Consider the following 16,527-nt stretch of genomic DNA (forward strand, 5'->3'; position numbering starts at 1 on the left):
AAAGGATCATGTTAATGATGGATGATATTATTCGGGACGGCCATCCTACTCTTAGAAAAGTAGCAGAAGATGTACCAATGCCGCCTACAGAAGAAGATAAAAATACCTTAAAAAAATTATTAGAATATGTAATAAATAGCCAAAATGAAGAAATTGCCTCTACATATGGCTTGAGGCCAGGCATCGGGCTAGCAGCACCGCAAATAAATGTTTCTAAAAGGATGATTGCCGTTCATCTTCATGACGAAAAAGGAAATCTCTACAGTTATGCTTTGTTTAATCCGAAAATCATCAGCCATTCAGTAGAAAAATCATATTTAACCTCTGGTGAAGGCTGCTTGTCTGTAGATGAGAATATTCCTGGCTACGTTTCTCGATTTGCTCGTATTACCTTAAAAGGTACAACTATTGACGGAAATGAAGTAAAGCTTCGCTTAAAAGGACTTCCTGCGATTTGCTTTCAACATGAGATTGATCATTTAAATGGAATTATGTTTTATGATTATATTGACAAGCAGGATCCATTTAAACCAATTGAAGGTGCCATTGCTATCGAACGATAAGAACCAAAAGGCGGAAGCGCTGTTAACTGCGACCGCTTTTATTTTTATTCAAGAATAATTCCATGTTTATCCATGAAAGAATCAGCGTTTTCACCATATAATAATAGTAAAAAAACACTAATTTTAAAAAAATCTTCAATAATCTATCGTGGCTTGCTTTACATTGGACAAGGATCGTTTAAAATAAGAAGTAAGGAGATGATCCACTATGTTAAAGAAGCTAAGAAAGAAGCTTTTAAAACAGTGGAATGGTTTACTGCGAAAAAAATCGATTGCTTAAAACATTGTTTCGAGCCCTTCAAACTTGAGAAGGGCTCCTTCCTTATTGTAAATTAATTATAAAGATCCACTTTACATATTTTTCTCTAATTGTCCAAAAGTTGCCTTTATAGGCGAAAATAGAAAATAAATGAAAAAGATGTAATATTTCTATATAATAAAAAAGTTATGATTGTTTAAGGAGCGATATAGTAATGGTATTTAAGGTATATTATCAAGAGAGCATCAAAGAAGTCCCTGTTAGAGAGAAAACAAAAACTCTTTATATTGAGGGTGAATCGGTAAGAGAGGTTCGTAAAAAAATAGCGGATAAAGGATATAATGTTGAATTTGTTCAGGCAGTAAAAGGCGATTATTTAGAATATGAACAGCAAAATGAAGACTTTAAAGTATTGGAGATTGGATAATTTATGAAATTTGTTAAAAATGATCAAACTGCAGTGTTCGCCCTTGGCGGTTTAGGCGAAATCGGCAAAAACACGTATGCAGTTCAATTTCAGGATGAGATCATCCTAATTGATGCGGGGATAAAATTCCCTGAGGACGAACTATTAGGGATAGATTATGTTATTCCTGATTACACCTATTTAGTAAAAAATGAAGAAAAGATTAAAGGATTATTTATCACTCACGGTCATGAAGATCATATTGGTGGTATTCCTTATTTGTTACGTGAGATTAATATTCCGATTTATGGCGGTAAGCTTGCCTTAGGACTTATTAAAAACAAGCTGGAAGAACACGGCTTATTACGAACTGCGAAGCTTATTGAGATTAAAGAAGATGATATCATTAAATTCCGTAAAACATCTGTAAGTTTCTTTAGAACCACCCATAGTATTCCAGATTCCTATGGAATTGTTGTCAAGACGCCTCCTGGACAAGTTGTTCATACAGGTGACTTTAAATTTGACTTTACTCCAGTAGGAGAACCTGCAAACTTAACAAAGATGGCAGAAATCGGAAAAGAAGGCGTTCTATGTTTACTTTCTGATAGTACAAATAGTGAAATGCCTGAATTTACAATGTCAGAGCGCCGTGTCGGTGAAAGCATTGATGATATTTTCCGAAAAGTGGATGGCCGCATTATTTTTGCGACGTTTGCCTCTAATATTCACAGGCTTCAACAAGTGGTTGAGGCTGCAGTAGCCAACGGAAGAAAGGTTGCCGTTTTTGGCCGAAGCATGGAAGCTGCAATAAATATTGGCTTAGAGTTAGGCTATATTACCGCACCAAAAGAAACGTTTATTGAAGCAAATCAAATTAACCGTCTACCTGCTGACAAAGTTACGATACTTTGTACAGGCAGTCAAGGCGAACCGATGGCCGCTTTATCAAGAATTGCCAATGGTACACATAGACAAATTCAAATTATCCCTGGTGATACGGTTGTGTTTTCTTCATCCCCTATTCCTGGGAACACCATTAGTGTAAGCCGCACAATCAATATGCTGTTTAGAGCGGGTGCGGAAGTCATTCACGGTAAACTAAGTAATATTCATACCTCTGGTCATGGTGGACAAGAAGAACAAAAGCTTATGCTTCGTTTAATCAAACCTAAGTTCTTCATGCCAATTCACGGTGAATACAGGATGCAAAGAATGCATGCAAAGCTTGCAGTAGACTGTGGTGTCGAAGAAGAAAATTGTTTTATCATGGATAATGGTGAAGTTTTAGCTCTTTCTGAAAACAGTGCGCAAGTAGCTGGGAAAATCCCTTCTGGTTCAGTGTATATTGACGGAAGTGGTGTTGGTGATATCGGAAATATCGTTTTACGTGACCGTCGAATCCTTTCTGAAGAAGGCTTAGTCGTTGTCGTTGTAAGTATTAATATGAAAGACTTCAAAATAGCATCTGGTCCTGATCTTATTTCAAGAGGCTTTGTTTACATGAGGGAATCTGGTGATTTAATCAATGATGCTCAAAACCTTATCACCAAGCATTTAAATAAAGTGATGGAAAGAAAAACTAGCCAATGGTCAGAAATTAAAAATGAAATTACTGATACGTTAGCACCATTCCTTTACGAAAAAACAAAGCGCAGACCAATGATTCTGCCGATAATTATGGAAGTCTAATAATGAAAAGAGGAAGCGTCTCGTTGATGGCGCTTCCTCTTTTTCTTATTGCATAACCTTTTTCTCGAAGCGATCGATATCATCGTCTGTACCAATGACAATTAACACATCATTTGCTCGCAGCTCCTCATTTGGTTTAGGAGAAACTATGATATCCAAGCCTCTTTTGATTGCTACTATGTTTAATCCATATTTCTTTCGAATGTCTAAATCAATGATCGTGTGTCCTCCAATTTTTCCATTGGCAACAATTTCTACGATACTATGTTCATCTGAAAGCTCTAAATAATCGAGAACACTGCTAGAAGACATATTATGAGCAATTCTTCTTCCCATATCTCTTTCAGGGTGAACTACCTTATCCGCCCCAATTTTCAAGAGGACTTTTTCATGGTAATCATTTTGTGCCTTAACGGTAATATGAGTGACACCGAGCTCCTTTAGAATTAGCGTTGTTAATATACTAGATTGGATATCATCACCGATAGCGACAATGACATGGTCAAAATTGCGAATTCCAAGGCTTTTTAAAACAGCCTCATCCGTTGTATCTCCCACAGCAGCGTGGGATGCAATCATTGCAAACTCATTTACTCTTTCTTCATTTTTATCAATAGCCAGTACTTCAAATCCTTCTTCAGATAACGTGCGGCAAATACTGCCGCCAAACCGGCCAAGTCCAATTACTGCAAAATTCTTTTTCACTACAATTCCCCCAGGATAATCAATTAACCATTTTCATTTTAGCATATCCAATATAGTTGCAAATAGCCTGTTTATTCACCACTATTTCTATTTCGAAATTTTCTTAGATAAAAATATATGCCAACGGCTATAACAGCTATTATTATGATAATTGGTAAATTACCTAAAACAAACACGACAATTCCGGAGAGGGCAGCTAACAGCATATTTGTACTTTTCATGAACTGCTTTTTCGTCTTTTCCCATGTATTTAGGTCATCCTCTTCAAGCTCTGGAACGATGACCTTATTTTCATATAAGGTAATCGTTATCGTCGATAAGGAGGTTTGATTTTCTAAATACTTCATTCTTCCTTGAATCATTTCAATTTCCTCCTGGACAGCTGCAAGGTCGGAAGAAATCTTTAATAAGTCTTCTGTTTTCGTGGCTGATTGCATAAATGAAGTAAGTCGCTCTTCCACCACCCTTTTTGACTTTATTCTTGATTCAAGATCAACATATTCTTCGGTAACGTCTGTCCCATTTATATTCCGCCCGAGAACTTCAGCAGCTTGGCCTTCTGCATCATATAGAAAGGCCTGGAAATGAGTTTGGGGAACACGGATCGTAATTGTACCACTCACCTGTTCTTTCCCTTCCTTTATTACATTAGACTGTGCAATATAACCGCCATACTTAAGTACTTGCTCCTCTATTTTTTGTAAGGTTTGTTCAAACTTTTTCACGCGTAATTGTAAATCTGCTTGATAAATGACCATTTGATTCGGTATCTTTATATCTGTTGCACTCCTTTGTTCCGTTTTTGCCGCTTCATTTGAAAGAGAAGCTTTGCTATCTTGTCCACCTGATGATGCAGAATTCATTTCCGTACTCTTATCAGCACTCATTTTTGCATTTTCAGTATTACTATTCGAACTACAAGCCGATATCAAAAATAATATTGCAACCATCATGAGAGGAACAAATATCTTAACAAATTTCTTCACTATCGACACCCCTTTTAATTTTTACCCCTATAATTATATTGACGATACCATTGGAAGATGGTTACAATCCCACAAAAAAACTGCTCGTAAATAAATACGAACAGTCTTTTCTCGTTTTTTATTCTACTTTTTCTTCTAGGACACGGTTAACACGCTTTTCAAGCATTTTCATTCCACTGCCACCTGCTTGGAAGTGACGCAGTTTACCTTCACGATCAAATATATAGTATGCAGGTACATATTGATTTTCAAAGGCTTCTGTTAATTTGTGCTCACTGTCCACAAAAATGGGCTGAATAATTCCATACTCTATTGCATCTTTTTTAATCTGCTCAAGATTTAAATCTTCTTCTGTCCTTGGCATATGAACAGCAATCACATTTAATTTATCTTTATAGTCATCACGGAATTGATTGACCTGAGGCATTGCTTTTTTACATAAATAGCAGCTGACTGACCAGAAATGAATCAAAGTCGGTTTATTGCCTACTAGATCCTCTTTTCTCACTTCACCATTTAGCCATTCCGTTGCACCAGCCAATTCTGGCATTGGTTCACGTAATTTCATCCGATATTCCCCCGATTAGTCAAGTAACTAGTAAGAAGATTGATGGCTACTTCAATGGCCTCTTCTTTTGGATTTAATTTCGCGTGATGCAGTCCATAAGATGAATCCACTCCAAGCCAAAACATCAAGCCAGGAATTTCCTTAAGCATATAACCAAAATCTTCCCCGGTCATCGCTTCTTTACATTCTACTACATTCACAATTGCTTCTGTCTCGACATATTGAATAAATTCTCTCGTTATTTGCGAATCATTGTACACTTGATGATACATCGAACCATAATCAATCATGACTTCACATTCAAAACCAGCCTCGATTCCTTTTGCTAAACACTCAATTCGATGTTTTACCTTTTTCATTGATTCTGCTGAAAGTGAGCGGATCGTCCCTTCTAGTCTAGCTCTTTCTGCAATAATGTTTTGTACCGTTCCTCCAGTAATTTTCCCAATGGTGATAACAGCACTATCGAGCGGATCGACATTGCGCGAAACAATGGTCTGTAATTGATTGACAAGTGTACATGCTGCAATGACCATATCATTTGTTTGATGAGGGTACGCAGCATGTCCACCCTTCCCTTTTAAATCAATAAAAAGTTCTGATGTATTGGCAAAAAGCAATCCTTCTTTAAGGGCGATTGTTCCTACAGGATATTCCGGTGCAATATGGAGTGAGTATATTTCATCAGGTTTCCATTCCTTCATGATATCTGTTTTCAACATTGGTTCTGCCCCACCTGGACCTTCTTCAGCTGGTTGAAATAAAAATAAAAGGTTATCACAAATCGGATTATTAATGAAATGTGTAATGACCCCTAGGGCAATACTCATATGAAAATCATGGCCGCAAGCATGCATTTGATTCGGATGTGTCGACGGAAAGTCCAATCCTGTTTCTTCTGAAATAGGCAGGCCATCAATATCGGAACGATATCCAATTGTTTTCCTTGGATTTGTCCCATGAATTTTAACAAACAAACCTGTTTTCCATTTTTTGATTGTGAGACGATTTTGTGGCAATGTTTCAAGATAGGATAATAAATAGGCTTGGGTTTTATATTCCTGAAATCCTAATTCAGGTATTTGATGAAGATCACGACGGATTTTCACATAAGGGTTCATCGATAGACTCCTTTTCTAAAAAGGAAGCGCAGGAATGTCCCTACGCTTCCTCCATATATTTATAGCTGTCGAAGTTCTTGCTTAATTTCTGTTTTTGATTTTGTCTTCTCGTCAATATCTTTAATTTTTCTGGCCGGTGTTCCCGCAACAACTGTATATGGAGCAACATCGTCAATGACAACCGCACCTGCTGCAACGACTGCCCCTTCTCCAACGGTAACTCCCTCAAGCACTACAGCATTTGCACCAATTACAACATCATCTTCCACGATAACAGGCTTTGCGGATGGCGGTTCGATAACTCCTGCCAACACAGTACCAGCCCCAATATGACAATTCTTCCCGACAGTTGCTCTTCCTCCAAGAACAACACCCATATCGATCATGGTTTTTTCTCCGATTACCGCACCAATATTGATAACTGCTCCCATCATAATAACGGCATTATCACCAATTTCAACTTGGTCACGAATAATGACGCCTGGTTCAATTCGCGCATTAATATTTTTCGTATTTAACAAAGGAATAGCAGAATTACGTCTATCATTTTCAATCACATAATCTTCAATTTTTCCTTGGTTTGCTTCTATGGCAGGATTAATTTCGGACCATTCCCCGAAAACAACGCCTGTGTTTCCATTAATAAAGGTCTTAGCATTTTCACCAAAATTTATTCCCTCTAAATCTCCTTTAACATATACCTTTACAGGAGTTGATTTTTTGGCATTTTGAATAAAAGAAATAATTTCATTTGCATCCATCATTGTCATAATATTATGTACCTCCATAACTTTGTAATTAAAATTTACTTTATCAAACAAAGGTTCTGAAAACAAGAAAAATAGATTATTCTCCGCTATGTTCTTTAATTAAGTCTACAAACGCTTGTACCTGCTTTAGCTGAAATGAAGACTCATAACCCAAAAGCCAAGTATCACGTTTCAATGGGGTTCCATGTTCATCTAGTAATGGAATCTTATAGATTTCCTTTTCAGTATTATTTAGGGTAATACCCGGTAGAATCGAATAGCCTAAGCCATTAAAGGTCATTTGCTTACATGTTTCAATTTGATCCACTACGATTGTTCTTTTCGGTGACGTCTTAAACTGTCGCATCCACCAATCTTGGATTTCTTGATAATAATTCGAATCGCTCCTAAATTGAATAAAGGGACGGTCGGTAATTAGCACCTGCTCTGGACTTGTAATAACTCTGTCTACAAGAAATAGCGGATCACTGAAAAGTTTTAATTTTACTCCTTTCCAATCAGGAGCACCTCGAATAATCCCGATATGAACCTGGTCATCATATAGACTTTTTAATATATCACTGCTCCAACCTGTGACGAGTGAGATTTTCGCTTGTGGGTATGTATCAATATACTTTTTTAATACTTTTGGAAGCCAATTTTGACCAACAATGGATGCAACAGCAATTTTTAAGGTCCCTGACACACCTGCTTGCTGGGAGTGAATGGCTTCTCTCACCTTTTCCTCTTTCGTAAGTATGTCATTAACAAATTGAATGACCAGCTCTCCAGCCGGAGTCAGCGCCAATCCTTTTTGAGAACGAATGAATAATTTTGTTCCCCAGTCTTTTTCAATGGTTTGAAGCCGTTGGGACAGTGCTGGCTGAGATACAAAAAGCCTTTCTGATGCTTTGCGCATATTCATTTCCTGAGCTAATACAGAGAGTAACTGAAATTCTGACAATGAAGACAAAAGCATCCACCTTTTTATGTTTTTCAATTTCCTTTTTATTATATAGAGAAGATTGAATTATTTCATTAAAAAACACAGAAATAGCTCTGCTTTTATGCAGAGCCAGTTTCTTTCTTAGGGGTAAAATAGATCAGGACCAAACTTACAATTGAAAAAACAAGGACACCGTAATAGACCCAATGTAGGGACATCGTCAATCCATCCTGGAGGATACCTCTTACTAATTCGGGAAGATTTGCCCGTTCATCCTCATTTAATAATAGATTGGCTGAATCAATGGTAAGCTTTTGAGTCGCTTGTCCGGAATGTTCATCTAAATAGCCCGCTAGACGATTATTAAGGATACCACCTAGCAAAGCCGCTCCAATCGTGTTCCCGAGATTGCGCATAAACATATTAGCGGCTGTTGCAATCCCCCTTTGCTCCCAGCTAACAGTAGCTTGGATAGAGACAATAAAGGCTGTGGACGTTAATCCCATACCAATCCCTACAATAAATGAACCAACTGCTGCCCAGAGGGGCCCAGAAGTGGCTGACATCGTCGTAAAAACAATACTTCCAAGAATTAAGGCAACTCCACCAATCAGCAGGGTTTTGCGGTATCCCACCGATATCAGCATCTTCCCAGACATTGTTGATGCAATCGGCCAACCGATGGACATCGTTGTTAATGTAAACCCGGCAATAATCGGGGATTGTTCCATAACCCCTTGAACGAAGGTTGGAAGAAAGCTAGATATACCAATTAACATAATCCCAGTAGTTAATGAAGTTATATTTGCGATAAATATCGAGCGTTCTTTCCATATATTAAAGGGCATAACCGGTTCCTTGGCCCGTCCCTCTTGAAAGACAAATCCAATTATCGTAATGGTAAACAAGGCAAATAAGGAGAATACCTGCCAGGAACCCCAAGACCATCTTCCTCCCCCTTCAACGAGGACGAACATTAAGGAGGAGATGGATACCGTTAATAATAGCGCTCCAATGTAATCAATTTCATGCTTTTTCTTTTCAATATTTTCATGTAGATAAAGAATGAGACCAATCATAGAGAATATCCCAAGCGGAATATTAATCCAAAACACATATTTCCAGCTAACATACTGAACAAGTAACCCCCCCACCGCTGGTCCCGTGATAGCAGATATGCCCCATACACTTGATAAATAGCCTTGAACTTTTGCTCTTTCCTCGGCAGAGTAAATATCTCCCACAATGGTCGTTGCAATCGGCATGACAGCTCCGGCACCAAAGCCTTGAATTAATCGAAAAATGATGAGGGTCTTCATTGAGGTTGCAAACCCACATAGTATCGATCCTATTAAAAAAACGGTTATACCAAAAAGGAGGACCGGTTTTCTCCCGAACAAATCCGAAAGCTTTCCATAAATTAAAACCGTTACCGCATTCATTAATAAATAGGCTGAAAACACCCAGCTATATAGAGTGAACCCTCCTAAATCTGCAACAATCGCTGGCATCGCAGTGGAAACAATCGTTGCTTCGATCGCCCCCATAAACATGGCAAGCATAACTGCCGCCAGAACAAATGGCCTTTTTGTTTGCTTAGTTTGCTTACTATTTATCACAACATCCATAATTACACCTTCTACTATCCTCAAATAAAAATAATACAGCCCCCAATTAGGGAGCCTTAACGATCAATATTACTTATTGTGCTAATAACTTTATTTAACTGCCTAAGCAAAGTACTTCGGGGCAATATACCTTCAAAATATCCTTCCTCTGTATCAACACATAGAAACGGATGGTTCACCAGGAGCTTTAGGCAGGTATCCAAAGAAGCAGTAATTTTCACACGTGGGACTGATTTATTCATTACTTCCTCAACGCGCTTCATTTCCAGCTTTTCGAATTCAATTCTCTCTAACCCAAGAATGGAGTCCATAATAATTGGCGTACTTATTAACCCATGTAATTTATAATTTGGGTCTAAAACCGGGATAGCCGTGTAACCGCTTTTAGTTAACACCAACAAAGCGTGTTCTAAATTATTTCCAATTTGTACATGTGCAACCCGCTCAGATGGAATCATCAATTTACGAATATCTATTTGCAAAAATTCATCATTGTGAAGACTAATCATCGCCGAAAACTCCTCAATTTTGTTTTAACACATGTATATTCTATCATAGTTTTCGGTGAACTGGTTTATTAAACAAATCGAATTGATGAAAAAAAGGAACCTGAGAAGGTCCCTATTGAATTAAATCAAAAATTTCAATTGTTATCATATCTACGTTGTCAAATTGGTAACGCTTTGGCTTTTCCTTTTCATTATATATTTCCAATTCAAATGTTTCGGTTTTTGGATGAAATGTTACCTGACATTTTCTTTCGCCATTTACTTCGAAATAGCGTTGTGCCGGTTCTCCTCCATTAGATTGTTCCTGAAGGTTTTTTAACCGGGTTAATATACCTTGAAGCTGTGACATATGCTCCGTCTCCTTTCAAACACAAGCAAACTTTCTACTATTATGTTTCTCTTTTGGCATATTTCTATCCACATGGATTTTTTCCAGAAACTCTTCCGTTCGGAATATGCCAATATTAAAAGAATAAAATAACCGAACGCATTTGTCCAAGCAAAAATGAAGAAAATGGCAACTTTTTTCTTTCAAAGCCATTTTTTCCGTAAAAATAGGCCTAAAGTTGAGACCTATTAATAAAAAGTAATAGCTACAAAAAGGATGATAAATAAAACTAAGGCAAAAAAAATGATATAAGCTAAAAAAATTGGATTTCTCATGTAGACATGTTCCTGAACATGCTTAGGGATTTGTGTATCAATTTCCCCCTCAACCGCTTTTTGTTTTCTGGCAAGAGACCAAGTTGAGATAAGCGAAACCGCTAAAATTCCAAAAATAACAATGGAAAGGACATTAACAAGCAGGTTCATCCGTGAATTCTCCTTTAACGAAGTTTTTTATTAAATTTCCACTTCAGGAACCATTCTATACAATTGAAGTTATAACAACTGGTCATGATCAAATAAATACTGGTACGAGATATCCATAAATAAATAATCGTTGCCGTTTAAAGGAAATGAAAATGTTCGGATTGTTTCTCCCGTTTCGATATCGCTATATAAATCAGACAATATTCCTTTGCGCTCATTCCTCATCTTGATAATATTTTCTAAGAAATAAGGACGCCAGCTCCAATTTTTATCGATGTATTCTTCTTGTGTTTGCCAGCCATTTTTCCCTTTAAAAATATTCGCTGACTTTTGAAAACCATCTTCGTCACAAACATACATCCGAAAGGCAATTTGATCCATCTCTTTGGCCAAAGACAGTAAAAGTTCTTCGTAGTCAGCTTTTCGGTTCTTCACAACAATATCCTGTACTTTCGTTTGAAAAAATTCAGCTGCCGTGTAAATGGCTTCAAGTTTTTTCTTCTCATAAGCAATAAATTCATGAAATTTTCCCTTTAAGCGTTCCATTAATAATTGCCTGTTAATAAACTCCGGTGCCGGCTTATGGAGATAAAACCCTTGATAATATCTACCGCCATTTTTCCAGGCAAATTGGAGTTGATAGCTCATTTCAATATTTTCAAATAGGAGTGTGGCACCAATTTTTCTTGCTAACAGTGAGAGTGAGAATAAAACATCCGTGAAGTTATTCCCATTTCCATTTGATTTTAATGTTTGTAAATTAATCTTTATGATTTCTGGTTTTAGCTGACCAATTCGTTCAAAAAAATTTGTCTCACTATCAATACTTGCAATCGCTACTTTTAAACCATATGTCCGATAGTATTGCAATAAGTGATCTAGTTGATCAAAATCACCCTGATAATTTCCCTCAGAGATTTCTAAGACAATCCGACTTAAATTCATGCCACGCTTTTCAAAAGCCAATAGTTCTTGTAAAAATGGCTCTCCGTGCCGATACATGAGCAAATTTGCATCGCGATTCAAATAAATGCTTACATCCTCTTCAAGATCGAATGCTTTTTCCAATGCTTTTTGTACTAATAACTGATCCACTTCATACTTATATTCATCAGGAATTTGATCATCATGAAAAAATGGGCCAAGACTAATAATATTGCCTGCTGACCTATATCTTCCCAATACCTCATAGGCAATGACGCGCTGTTCATCTGCACTAATAATTGGTTGAAAATAAGGAATGACATTTTCAAGATCCGTTAGGATATCCAATGCATCCATTCAAGTACCCTCCAGAAAGATTTTTCCTCATTATACCATACCCTAATATACAATACGTTCAACTTGCATTACTTGTTCTTTGGCAAAAGAATACCATTATAGTGCTTTTCAAACAAATGAATACTATCTTCAAGTCCATATGTTAGGAGGAAGAGTTTTGAACAAACTTTGCTTATTAGCTTCAATCCTTCCACTGTTTGGATGTAGTTCTAATGATACTGAGGTGCTAACTAAGCACCAAAATCAAAATAGAACAAGCTATTTAGAAACGTATGAGCAAGTACCGAAGCCTAAAATTACAAAAACCCTCAATAAACCTCAAGCTGAGTCATTAAACAAGACTAGTCAAGAAACCGTTATTGCCAAAAAGGATTCAGCCATGCTAGATGTAATCTTAATTAGACAAAACCCCGAATTGAAATATGGGTGCGAAGTGACGAGCCTTGCGATGGTATTGAATTATGCCGGTGCCAATACCAATAAAATGGAGCTGTACCAATTAATAAAAAAAGACCAAGACCCAATTAGCAGAGCCGCAAACGGCGATATTATCAGCTGGGGAAATCCAGCTGATGGCTTTGTAGGAGACATGACAGGAAGGCAAGCAGGTTATGCTGTGTTTGATGGGCCAATGATTGAGCTGATAAATCAAAAACTCCCTGGCCGTGCTATAAATTTAACGAACCAACCCTTTGAACGCGTTTTAGAACATGTTTCCGCAGGATATCCAGTAGTTGTTTGGACAACAGGTGATTATCGCCTTCCGGACCGCTGGGAGTCTTGGTCACACGGCCAGCAGTTGATAAAGACTCCACTTGATTTACACGCGGTAGTTCTCGTAGGTTATGACGCAAATTTTGTCTATTTAAATGATCCACTCTCAGGGAGAAAACAAGTTAAAGTAGAAAAGGAAAGATTTATCGCATCTTGGAAAGCTTTGCAAAGCAGAGCAGTAAGCTATCGCTGATACAAAGAACAGCCACAGTGCTGTTCTTTTTTGCATGAAACGACCAACCTTTGAATAATAACTATTAAGAGCTTGTAAAAAATCCAAAAAAGGTTATCACTTGCTTTATCGATCATTTTTAAAGAAAATACCAGTGAATATAAAAAACATTTAAAAAAAGGTTGGTAGAATAATAATGCCTAAAACAATAAAAAGGAGAACGTTTCTGAAAACTGCCTTTGGTTCAATTCTTACCATCCTCGGGCTTAGCTCAGGAGGATACTTATACGCCAATCGAATCGAACCTTCACTACTTGAAATTAATGCACTTGATATTAGGCACCCCTCTATTCCCCTTAGCTTTGATGGAATAAAAATTGTCCAGTTCAGCGATACCCATCTCGGGTTCCACTATACCGTAAAGCAGTTTAAAACCTTGATTAAGAAGATTAACCAGCTTCAGCCTGATTTAATTTTTTTTACAGGCGACTTGATGGACGAGCCAAATAAATTTGCAGAGATTCATAAAATTGTCCCAATTCTGCAGGAGTTAAATCCCCCATTAGGAAAATATTGCGTTTTCGGCAATCATGACCACGGCGGCTATGGTTCTGACATTTATAGAAATCTTATGGAACTTTCAAATTTTACCGTACTATTAAACGAATCCCGTCCAATCATCCAAAATGATGGCAGCAAGATTTACTTAATTGGAATTGACGATCACATGCTTGGAAGGCCCAACCTTGATCTAGCTCAAAAACAAGTACCAAGCGAAGCATTTAAAATGCTCCTGTCCCATGCCCCAGATGTGGCTGATGAGGCATTTACCTATCAAATCCAGTGGCAGCTTAGTGGACATAGCCATGGCGGCCAGGTGAAAATTCCATTTGTAGGTGCACTCGTCATTCCTCCATATGCTCAAAACTATCCTGAAGGACTATATTCAATTGGTGAAAATAACCCCCTGTCTCTATATGTAAATAGGGGGATCGGAACCACTCGTCTCCCCTTCCGCTTTATGGCAAAACCTGAATTAACGGTATTTACCTTGAAACAAGTGGCCTTAAATTAAAAAAATCCTTATCATAAAATGATAAGGATTTTTTTATTGCCCTATGAAAAATACCTTTTCTCTAATTCCTCGGCTGGAATAGGTTGAGAATAATAATAACCCTGGATTTTATGACAGTTTGCTTTTAACAGAAATTCAACCTGACTCTTATTCTCTACTCCCTCAGCAATGACTTCTAAACCTAGACTTTTCCCCAAATGAATAATCGTAGAGGTAATAGCAGCTGCCTTTTCATCCACTAAAATATCTCTAATAAAGGAACGGTCCACTTTTAACACATCAATTGGAAATTGTTTTAGATAATTCAGCGAGGAATATCCTGTACCAAAATCATCTACTGAAATCGTAATTCCTAATTCTTTTAGTTTTTTTAGAATTGGCAGCGTTTCCTTAGCATCATGCATCGAACCTTCCGTTATTTCAATTTCTAAAGAGGTTGGCGAAATCTGGTATTTTTCAATCATAGATCTGATAAAATCTACAAGATTATGCTGTTGAAATTGTTTTTGAGAGATGTTAATAGCAATTCGAATTTCTTTATAACCTTGTTGATTCCATTTTCTAATCTGTTCACAAGTCTTTTCTATTACCCAATTTCCGATTGAGATAATTAATCCAGTATCTTCAGCGAGTGGGATGAAAACACTTGGAGTGATAAAACCCAATTCGTTATTTTTCCAGCGAAGAAGTGCCTCAAAGCTTTTTGCTTCTTCATTTTTTATATTTATTTGCGGCTGAAAATATAGAATAAATTCATTACGGTCAATTGCTTTACGAAGATGTGTTTCTAATGTAACAACATTACTTAACACAGGGTTCATGTCAGACCTATAAAATTGATAATGTGCTTTTCCTTTTTCTTTAACCCTAAATAAAGCCTCATCCGCATTTTTTATCAGCATTTCCGCATCCTTACCATCATTTGGATACATGCTAATTCCAATGCTAGGTGAAATATAATACTCTTGGGAGTTAAAATAAAATGATTGAACAAACTGTGAGTATATCTTTTGGACAAATTTCACTGTCCCCTCACGATTCGCATTAAACAGAAGAATAGTAAATTCATCCCCGCCTTGGCGATAAACAAGACAATTTTCTGTTTGGAATTGACTTAAGCGATCAGCAACTCGCTTAAGTATTTCATCGCCAGCTAGGTGCCCCAGTGTGTCATTTAAATATTTAAAACGATCAAGATCAATGGAAATCAATGCAAACTCATTTTCAACAGGCTTATTAATCTGTTCATTTAAGTGTTCTAGCAATGCCCTTCTATTTAACAATCCTGTTAATTGATCATGAAATGCCATAAATTTTATTGTTTCCATATTTTTAGCTTGTTCGGAAAGATCCTTACCTATTACATAGACCCCTGTTATTTCACCATGGATTACAATCGGGATGGTTTTTAAATGAACAGTGAGCAGTTGCCCCTTGCTATGTATAATTTTACAATCCAGTGTTTCTAAAGCATAACCAGTGCATGTTTTTTCTATTTGATTTTTAAAATCTTCTAATTCATAATCATTAATCAAGTCATAAATAGACCGGTTTATCATCTGCTTTTCAGAATAGCCTGTCATCAAGGCAGCTGCAGGATTGGCTTCGAGTATTTTCCCATCAAGACTTATCGAGAGGATGGCATCTAAATTATTATTCACAATGGAGCGATAACGCTGTTCGCTTTCAATAATCCTATTCTTTTCTAACGACCATTGTGTAACATCCCTCGTGATGGCTACTACATAGCGAATAGAATTATTACCGCTAAATATAGGAGTTAATATTGACTCACCATAAACTTTTCTACCATCATCAAAATAGAAAACATCATCAAAAGAAATAATTTCTCTTTTCTTCAATAATTTTTCATAGTTCTTTTTTAAATTAACGGCAAAATCATAAGGCAGTACCTCATCCATTGTTTTTCCAATGGCATCCAAAGAAAGATTTGCTTTTTTAAAACCCGCCTCATTAGCAAATAAATATCGAAAAGTTGGCCCTTTTTCTACCTTCATAACATAGACCATATCTTGAACATGTTGGAAAATAATATCAAAAATAATTTTCTGAATCTTACTGCTAACTTGTCCTACTGTCAGTTCATTAGCTAGAACACTATTGAAATGCTCCATGTTATCATCCTTTAAACGTAAAAAATTCTCTTTTTTTACAATAATGTTTTTACTTTCTTGTATTTCTATTTTACAATTATATAATAAGAAAGAAAAAGAATTTATAGAAAATAATGATTATTTCACTAAAATATCTCTATTTACT

17 protein-coding genes are annotated in these 16,527 nt (G+C 36.8%); 5 read left to right on the forward strand and 12 right to left on the reverse strand.

The annotated features are described in order from the left end of the window. The first annotated feature begins 8 nt into the window (after positions 1-8). From def to rnjA, 3 genes are all read left to right on the forward strand, one after another. Positions 9-563, forward strand: coding sequence for a peptide deformylase (def, locus tag ACWM35_RS02595; protein ID WP_454815182.1), 555 nt, complete (start codon positions 9-11; stop codon positions 561-563). 473 nt (positions 564-1,036) lie between these two features. Further along, the gene (locus ACWM35_RS02600) at positions 1,037-1,249 is read left to right on the forward strand and encodes a DNA-dependent RNA polymerase subunit epsilon (RefSeq protein WP_454815184.1); all 213 of its coding nucleotides are present in this window, start codon (positions 1,037-1,039) and stop codon (positions 1,247-1,249) included. A 3-nt stretch (positions 1,250-1,252) separates the two neighbouring features. Continuing rightward, positions 1,253-2,920, forward strand: a complete 1,668-nt coding sequence (gene rnjA, locus ACWM35_RS02605) for a ribonuclease J1 (RefSeq protein WP_454815185.1) — start codon at positions 1,253-1,255, stop codon at positions 2,918-2,920. 45 nt (positions 2,921-2,965) lie between these two features. Here the strand turns inward: rnjA and ACWM35_RS02610 are convergent, their stop codons facing one another. From ACWM35_RS02610 to ACWM35_RS02660, 11 genes are all read right to left on the reverse strand, one after another. Then, complete coding sequence (locus tag ACWM35_RS02610) at positions 2,966-3,625, reverse strand: potassium channel family protein (RefSeq protein WP_454815187.1); 660 nt, start codon at positions 3,623-3,625, stop codon at positions 2,966-2,968. Positions 3,626-3,696: 71 nt separating this feature from the next. Beyond that, complete coding sequence (locus ACWM35_RS02615) at positions 3,697-4,611, reverse strand: DUF4349 domain-containing protein (protein ID WP_454815189.1); 915 nt, start codon at positions 4,609-4,611, stop codon at positions 3,697-3,699. Between the two features lie 118 nt (positions 4,612-4,729). After that, on the reverse strand, positions 4,730-5,179 hold the full coding sequence (locus tag ACWM35_RS02620) for a TlpA family protein disulfide reductase (RefSeq protein WP_454815191.1): 450 nt from the start codon (positions 5,177-5,179) through the stop codon (positions 4,730-4,732). Continuing rightward, the gene (locus ACWM35_RS02625) at positions 5,176-6,300 is read right to left on the reverse strand and encodes an N-acetyldiaminopimelate deacetylase (protein WP_454815193.1); all 1,125 of its coding nucleotides are present in this window, start codon (positions 6,298-6,300) and stop codon (positions 5,176-5,178) included. Before ACWM35_RS02625 ends, ACWM35_RS02620 begins: the two co-directional genes overlap by 4 nt. Before the next feature lie 59 nt (positions 6,301-6,359). Beyond that, positions 6,360-7,070 carry a 2,3,4,5-tetrahydropyridine-2,6-dicarboxylate N-acetyltransferase gene (dapD, locus tag ACWM35_RS02630; protein ID WP_454815195.1) on the reverse strand — a complete coding sequence of 237 codons (711 nt, stop codon included), beginning with the start codon at positions 7,068-7,070 and terminating at the stop codon, positions 6,360-6,362. A 76-nt stretch (positions 7,071-7,146) separates the two neighbouring features. Beyond that, positions 7,147-8,022: a LysR family transcriptional regulator gene (locus ACWM35_RS02635; RefSeq protein ID WP_454815196.1), complete on the reverse strand. Its 876-nt coding sequence runs from the start codon at positions 8,020-8,022 to the stop codon at positions 7,147-7,149. A gap of 92 nt (positions 8,023-8,114) precedes the next feature. Continuing rightward, the gene (locus tag ACWM35_RS02640; protein WP_454815198.1) at positions 8,115-9,623 is read right to left on the reverse strand and encodes an MDR family MFS transporter; all 1,509 of its coding nucleotides are present in this window, start codon (positions 9,621-9,623) and stop codon (positions 8,115-8,117) included. Positions 9,624-9,679: 56 nt separating this feature from the next. Continuing rightward, positions 9,680-10,132: a cyclic-di-AMP-binding protein CbpB gene (gene cbpB / locus ACWM35_RS02645; protein WP_454815200.1), complete on the reverse strand. Its 453-nt coding sequence runs from the start codon at positions 10,130-10,132 to the stop codon at positions 9,680-9,682. A gap of 112 nt (positions 10,133-10,244) precedes the next feature. Beyond that, positions 10,245-10,481, reverse strand: coding sequence for a YkuJ family protein (locus ACWM35_RS02650; protein ID WP_045515459.1), 237 nt, complete (start codon positions 10,479-10,481; stop codon positions 10,245-10,247). 227 nt (positions 10,482-10,708) lie between these two features. Next, on the reverse strand, positions 10,709-10,945 hold the full coding sequence (locus ACWM35_RS02655) for a hypothetical protein (RefSeq protein ID WP_454815202.1): 237 nt from the start codon (positions 10,943-10,945) through the stop codon (positions 10,709-10,711). A 69-nt stretch (positions 10,946-11,014) separates the two neighbouring features. Further along, positions 11,015-12,226 carry an EAL-associated domain-containing protein gene (locus ACWM35_RS02660; protein WP_454815204.1) on the reverse strand — a complete coding sequence of 404 codons (1,212 nt, stop codon included), beginning with the start codon at positions 12,224-12,226 and terminating at the stop codon, positions 11,015-11,017. Positions 12,227-12,383: 157 nt separating this feature from the next. Between ACWM35_RS02660 and ACWM35_RS02665 the strand changes: the two genes are divergently transcribed. Both ACWM35_RS02665 and ACWM35_RS02670 read left to right on the forward strand, forming a co-directional pair. Next, positions 12,384-13,193 carry a C39 family peptidase gene (locus ACWM35_RS02665; protein ID WP_454815206.1) on the forward strand — a complete coding sequence of 270 codons (810 nt, stop codon included), beginning with the start codon at positions 12,384-12,386 and terminating at the stop codon, positions 13,191-13,193. Positions 13,194-13,368: 175 nt separating this feature from the next. Continuing rightward, positions 13,369-14,247: a metallophosphoesterase gene (locus ACWM35_RS02670; RefSeq protein WP_454815208.1), complete on the forward strand. Its 879-nt coding sequence runs from the start codon at positions 13,369-13,371 to the stop codon at positions 14,245-14,247. A gap of 41 nt (positions 14,248-14,288) precedes the next feature. Here ACWM35_RS02670 and ACWM35_RS02675 read toward each other — a convergent pair whose 3' ends face one another. Next, positions 14,289-16,382, reverse strand: a complete 2,094-nt coding sequence (locus tag ACWM35_RS02675; RefSeq protein WP_454815210.1) for a sensor domain-containing protein — start codon at positions 16,380-16,382, stop codon at positions 14,289-14,291. Positions 16,383-16,527: the final 145 nt, after the last annotated feature.

Source organism: Neobacillus sp. K501, from assembly GCF_053749995.1.

What these genes read in the sequence shown, in the direction of transcription:
- ACWM35_RS02620 (WP_454815191.1), bottom strand. Translation starts at nt 5,179, where the DNA reads ATGAAATTACGTGAACCAATGCCAGAATTGGCTGGTGCAACGGAATGG.
- cbpB (WP_454815200.1), bottom strand. Translation starts at nt 10,132, where the DNA reads ATGATTAGTCTTCACAATGATGAATTTTTGCAAATAGATATTCGTAAA.
- ACWM35_RS02625 (WP_454815193.1), bottom strand. Translation starts at nt 6,300, where the DNA reads ATGAACCCTTATGTGAAAATCCGTCGTGATCTTCATCAAATACCTGAA.
- rnjA (WP_454815185.1), top strand. Translation starts at nt 1,253, where the DNA reads ATGAAATTTGTTAAAAATGATCAAACTGCAGTGTTCGCCCTTGGCGGT.
- ACWM35_RS02675 (WP_454815210.1), bottom strand. Translation starts at nt 16,382, where the DNA reads ATGGAGCATTTCAATAGTGTTCTAGCTAATGAACTGACAGTAGGACAA.
- ACWM35_RS02600 (WP_454815184.1), top strand. Translation starts at nt 1,037, where the DNA reads ATGGTATTTAAGGTATATTATCAAGAGAGCATCAAAGAAGTCCCTGTT.
- def (WP_454815182.1), top strand. Translation starts at nt 9, where the DNA reads ATGTTAATGATGGATGATATTATTCGGGACGGCCATCCTACTCTTAGA.
- ACWM35_RS02655 (WP_454815202.1), bottom strand. Translation starts at nt 10,945, where the DNA reads ATGAACCTGCTTGTTAATGTCCTTTCCATTGTTATTTTTGGAATTTTA.
- ACWM35_RS02650 (WP_045515459.1), bottom strand. Translation starts at nt 10,481, where the DNA reads ATGTCACAGCTTCAAGGTATATTAACCCGGTTAAAAAACCTTCAGGAA.
- dapD (WP_454815195.1), bottom strand. Translation starts at nt 7,070, where the DNA reads ATGACAATGATGGATGCAAATGAAATTATTTCTTTTATTCAAAATGCC.
- ACWM35_RS02640 (WP_454815198.1), bottom strand. Translation starts at nt 9,623, where the DNA reads ATGGATGTTGTGATAAATAGTAAGCAAACTAAGCAAACAAAAAGGCCA.
- ACWM35_RS02660 (WP_454815204.1), bottom strand. Translation starts at nt 12,226, where the DNA reads ATGGATGCATTGGATATCCTAACGGATCTTGAAAATGTCATTCCTTAT.
- ACWM35_RS02670 (WP_454815208.1), top strand. Translation starts at nt 13,369, where the DNA reads ATGCCTAAAACAATAAAAAGGAGAACGTTTCTGAAAACTGCCTTTGGT.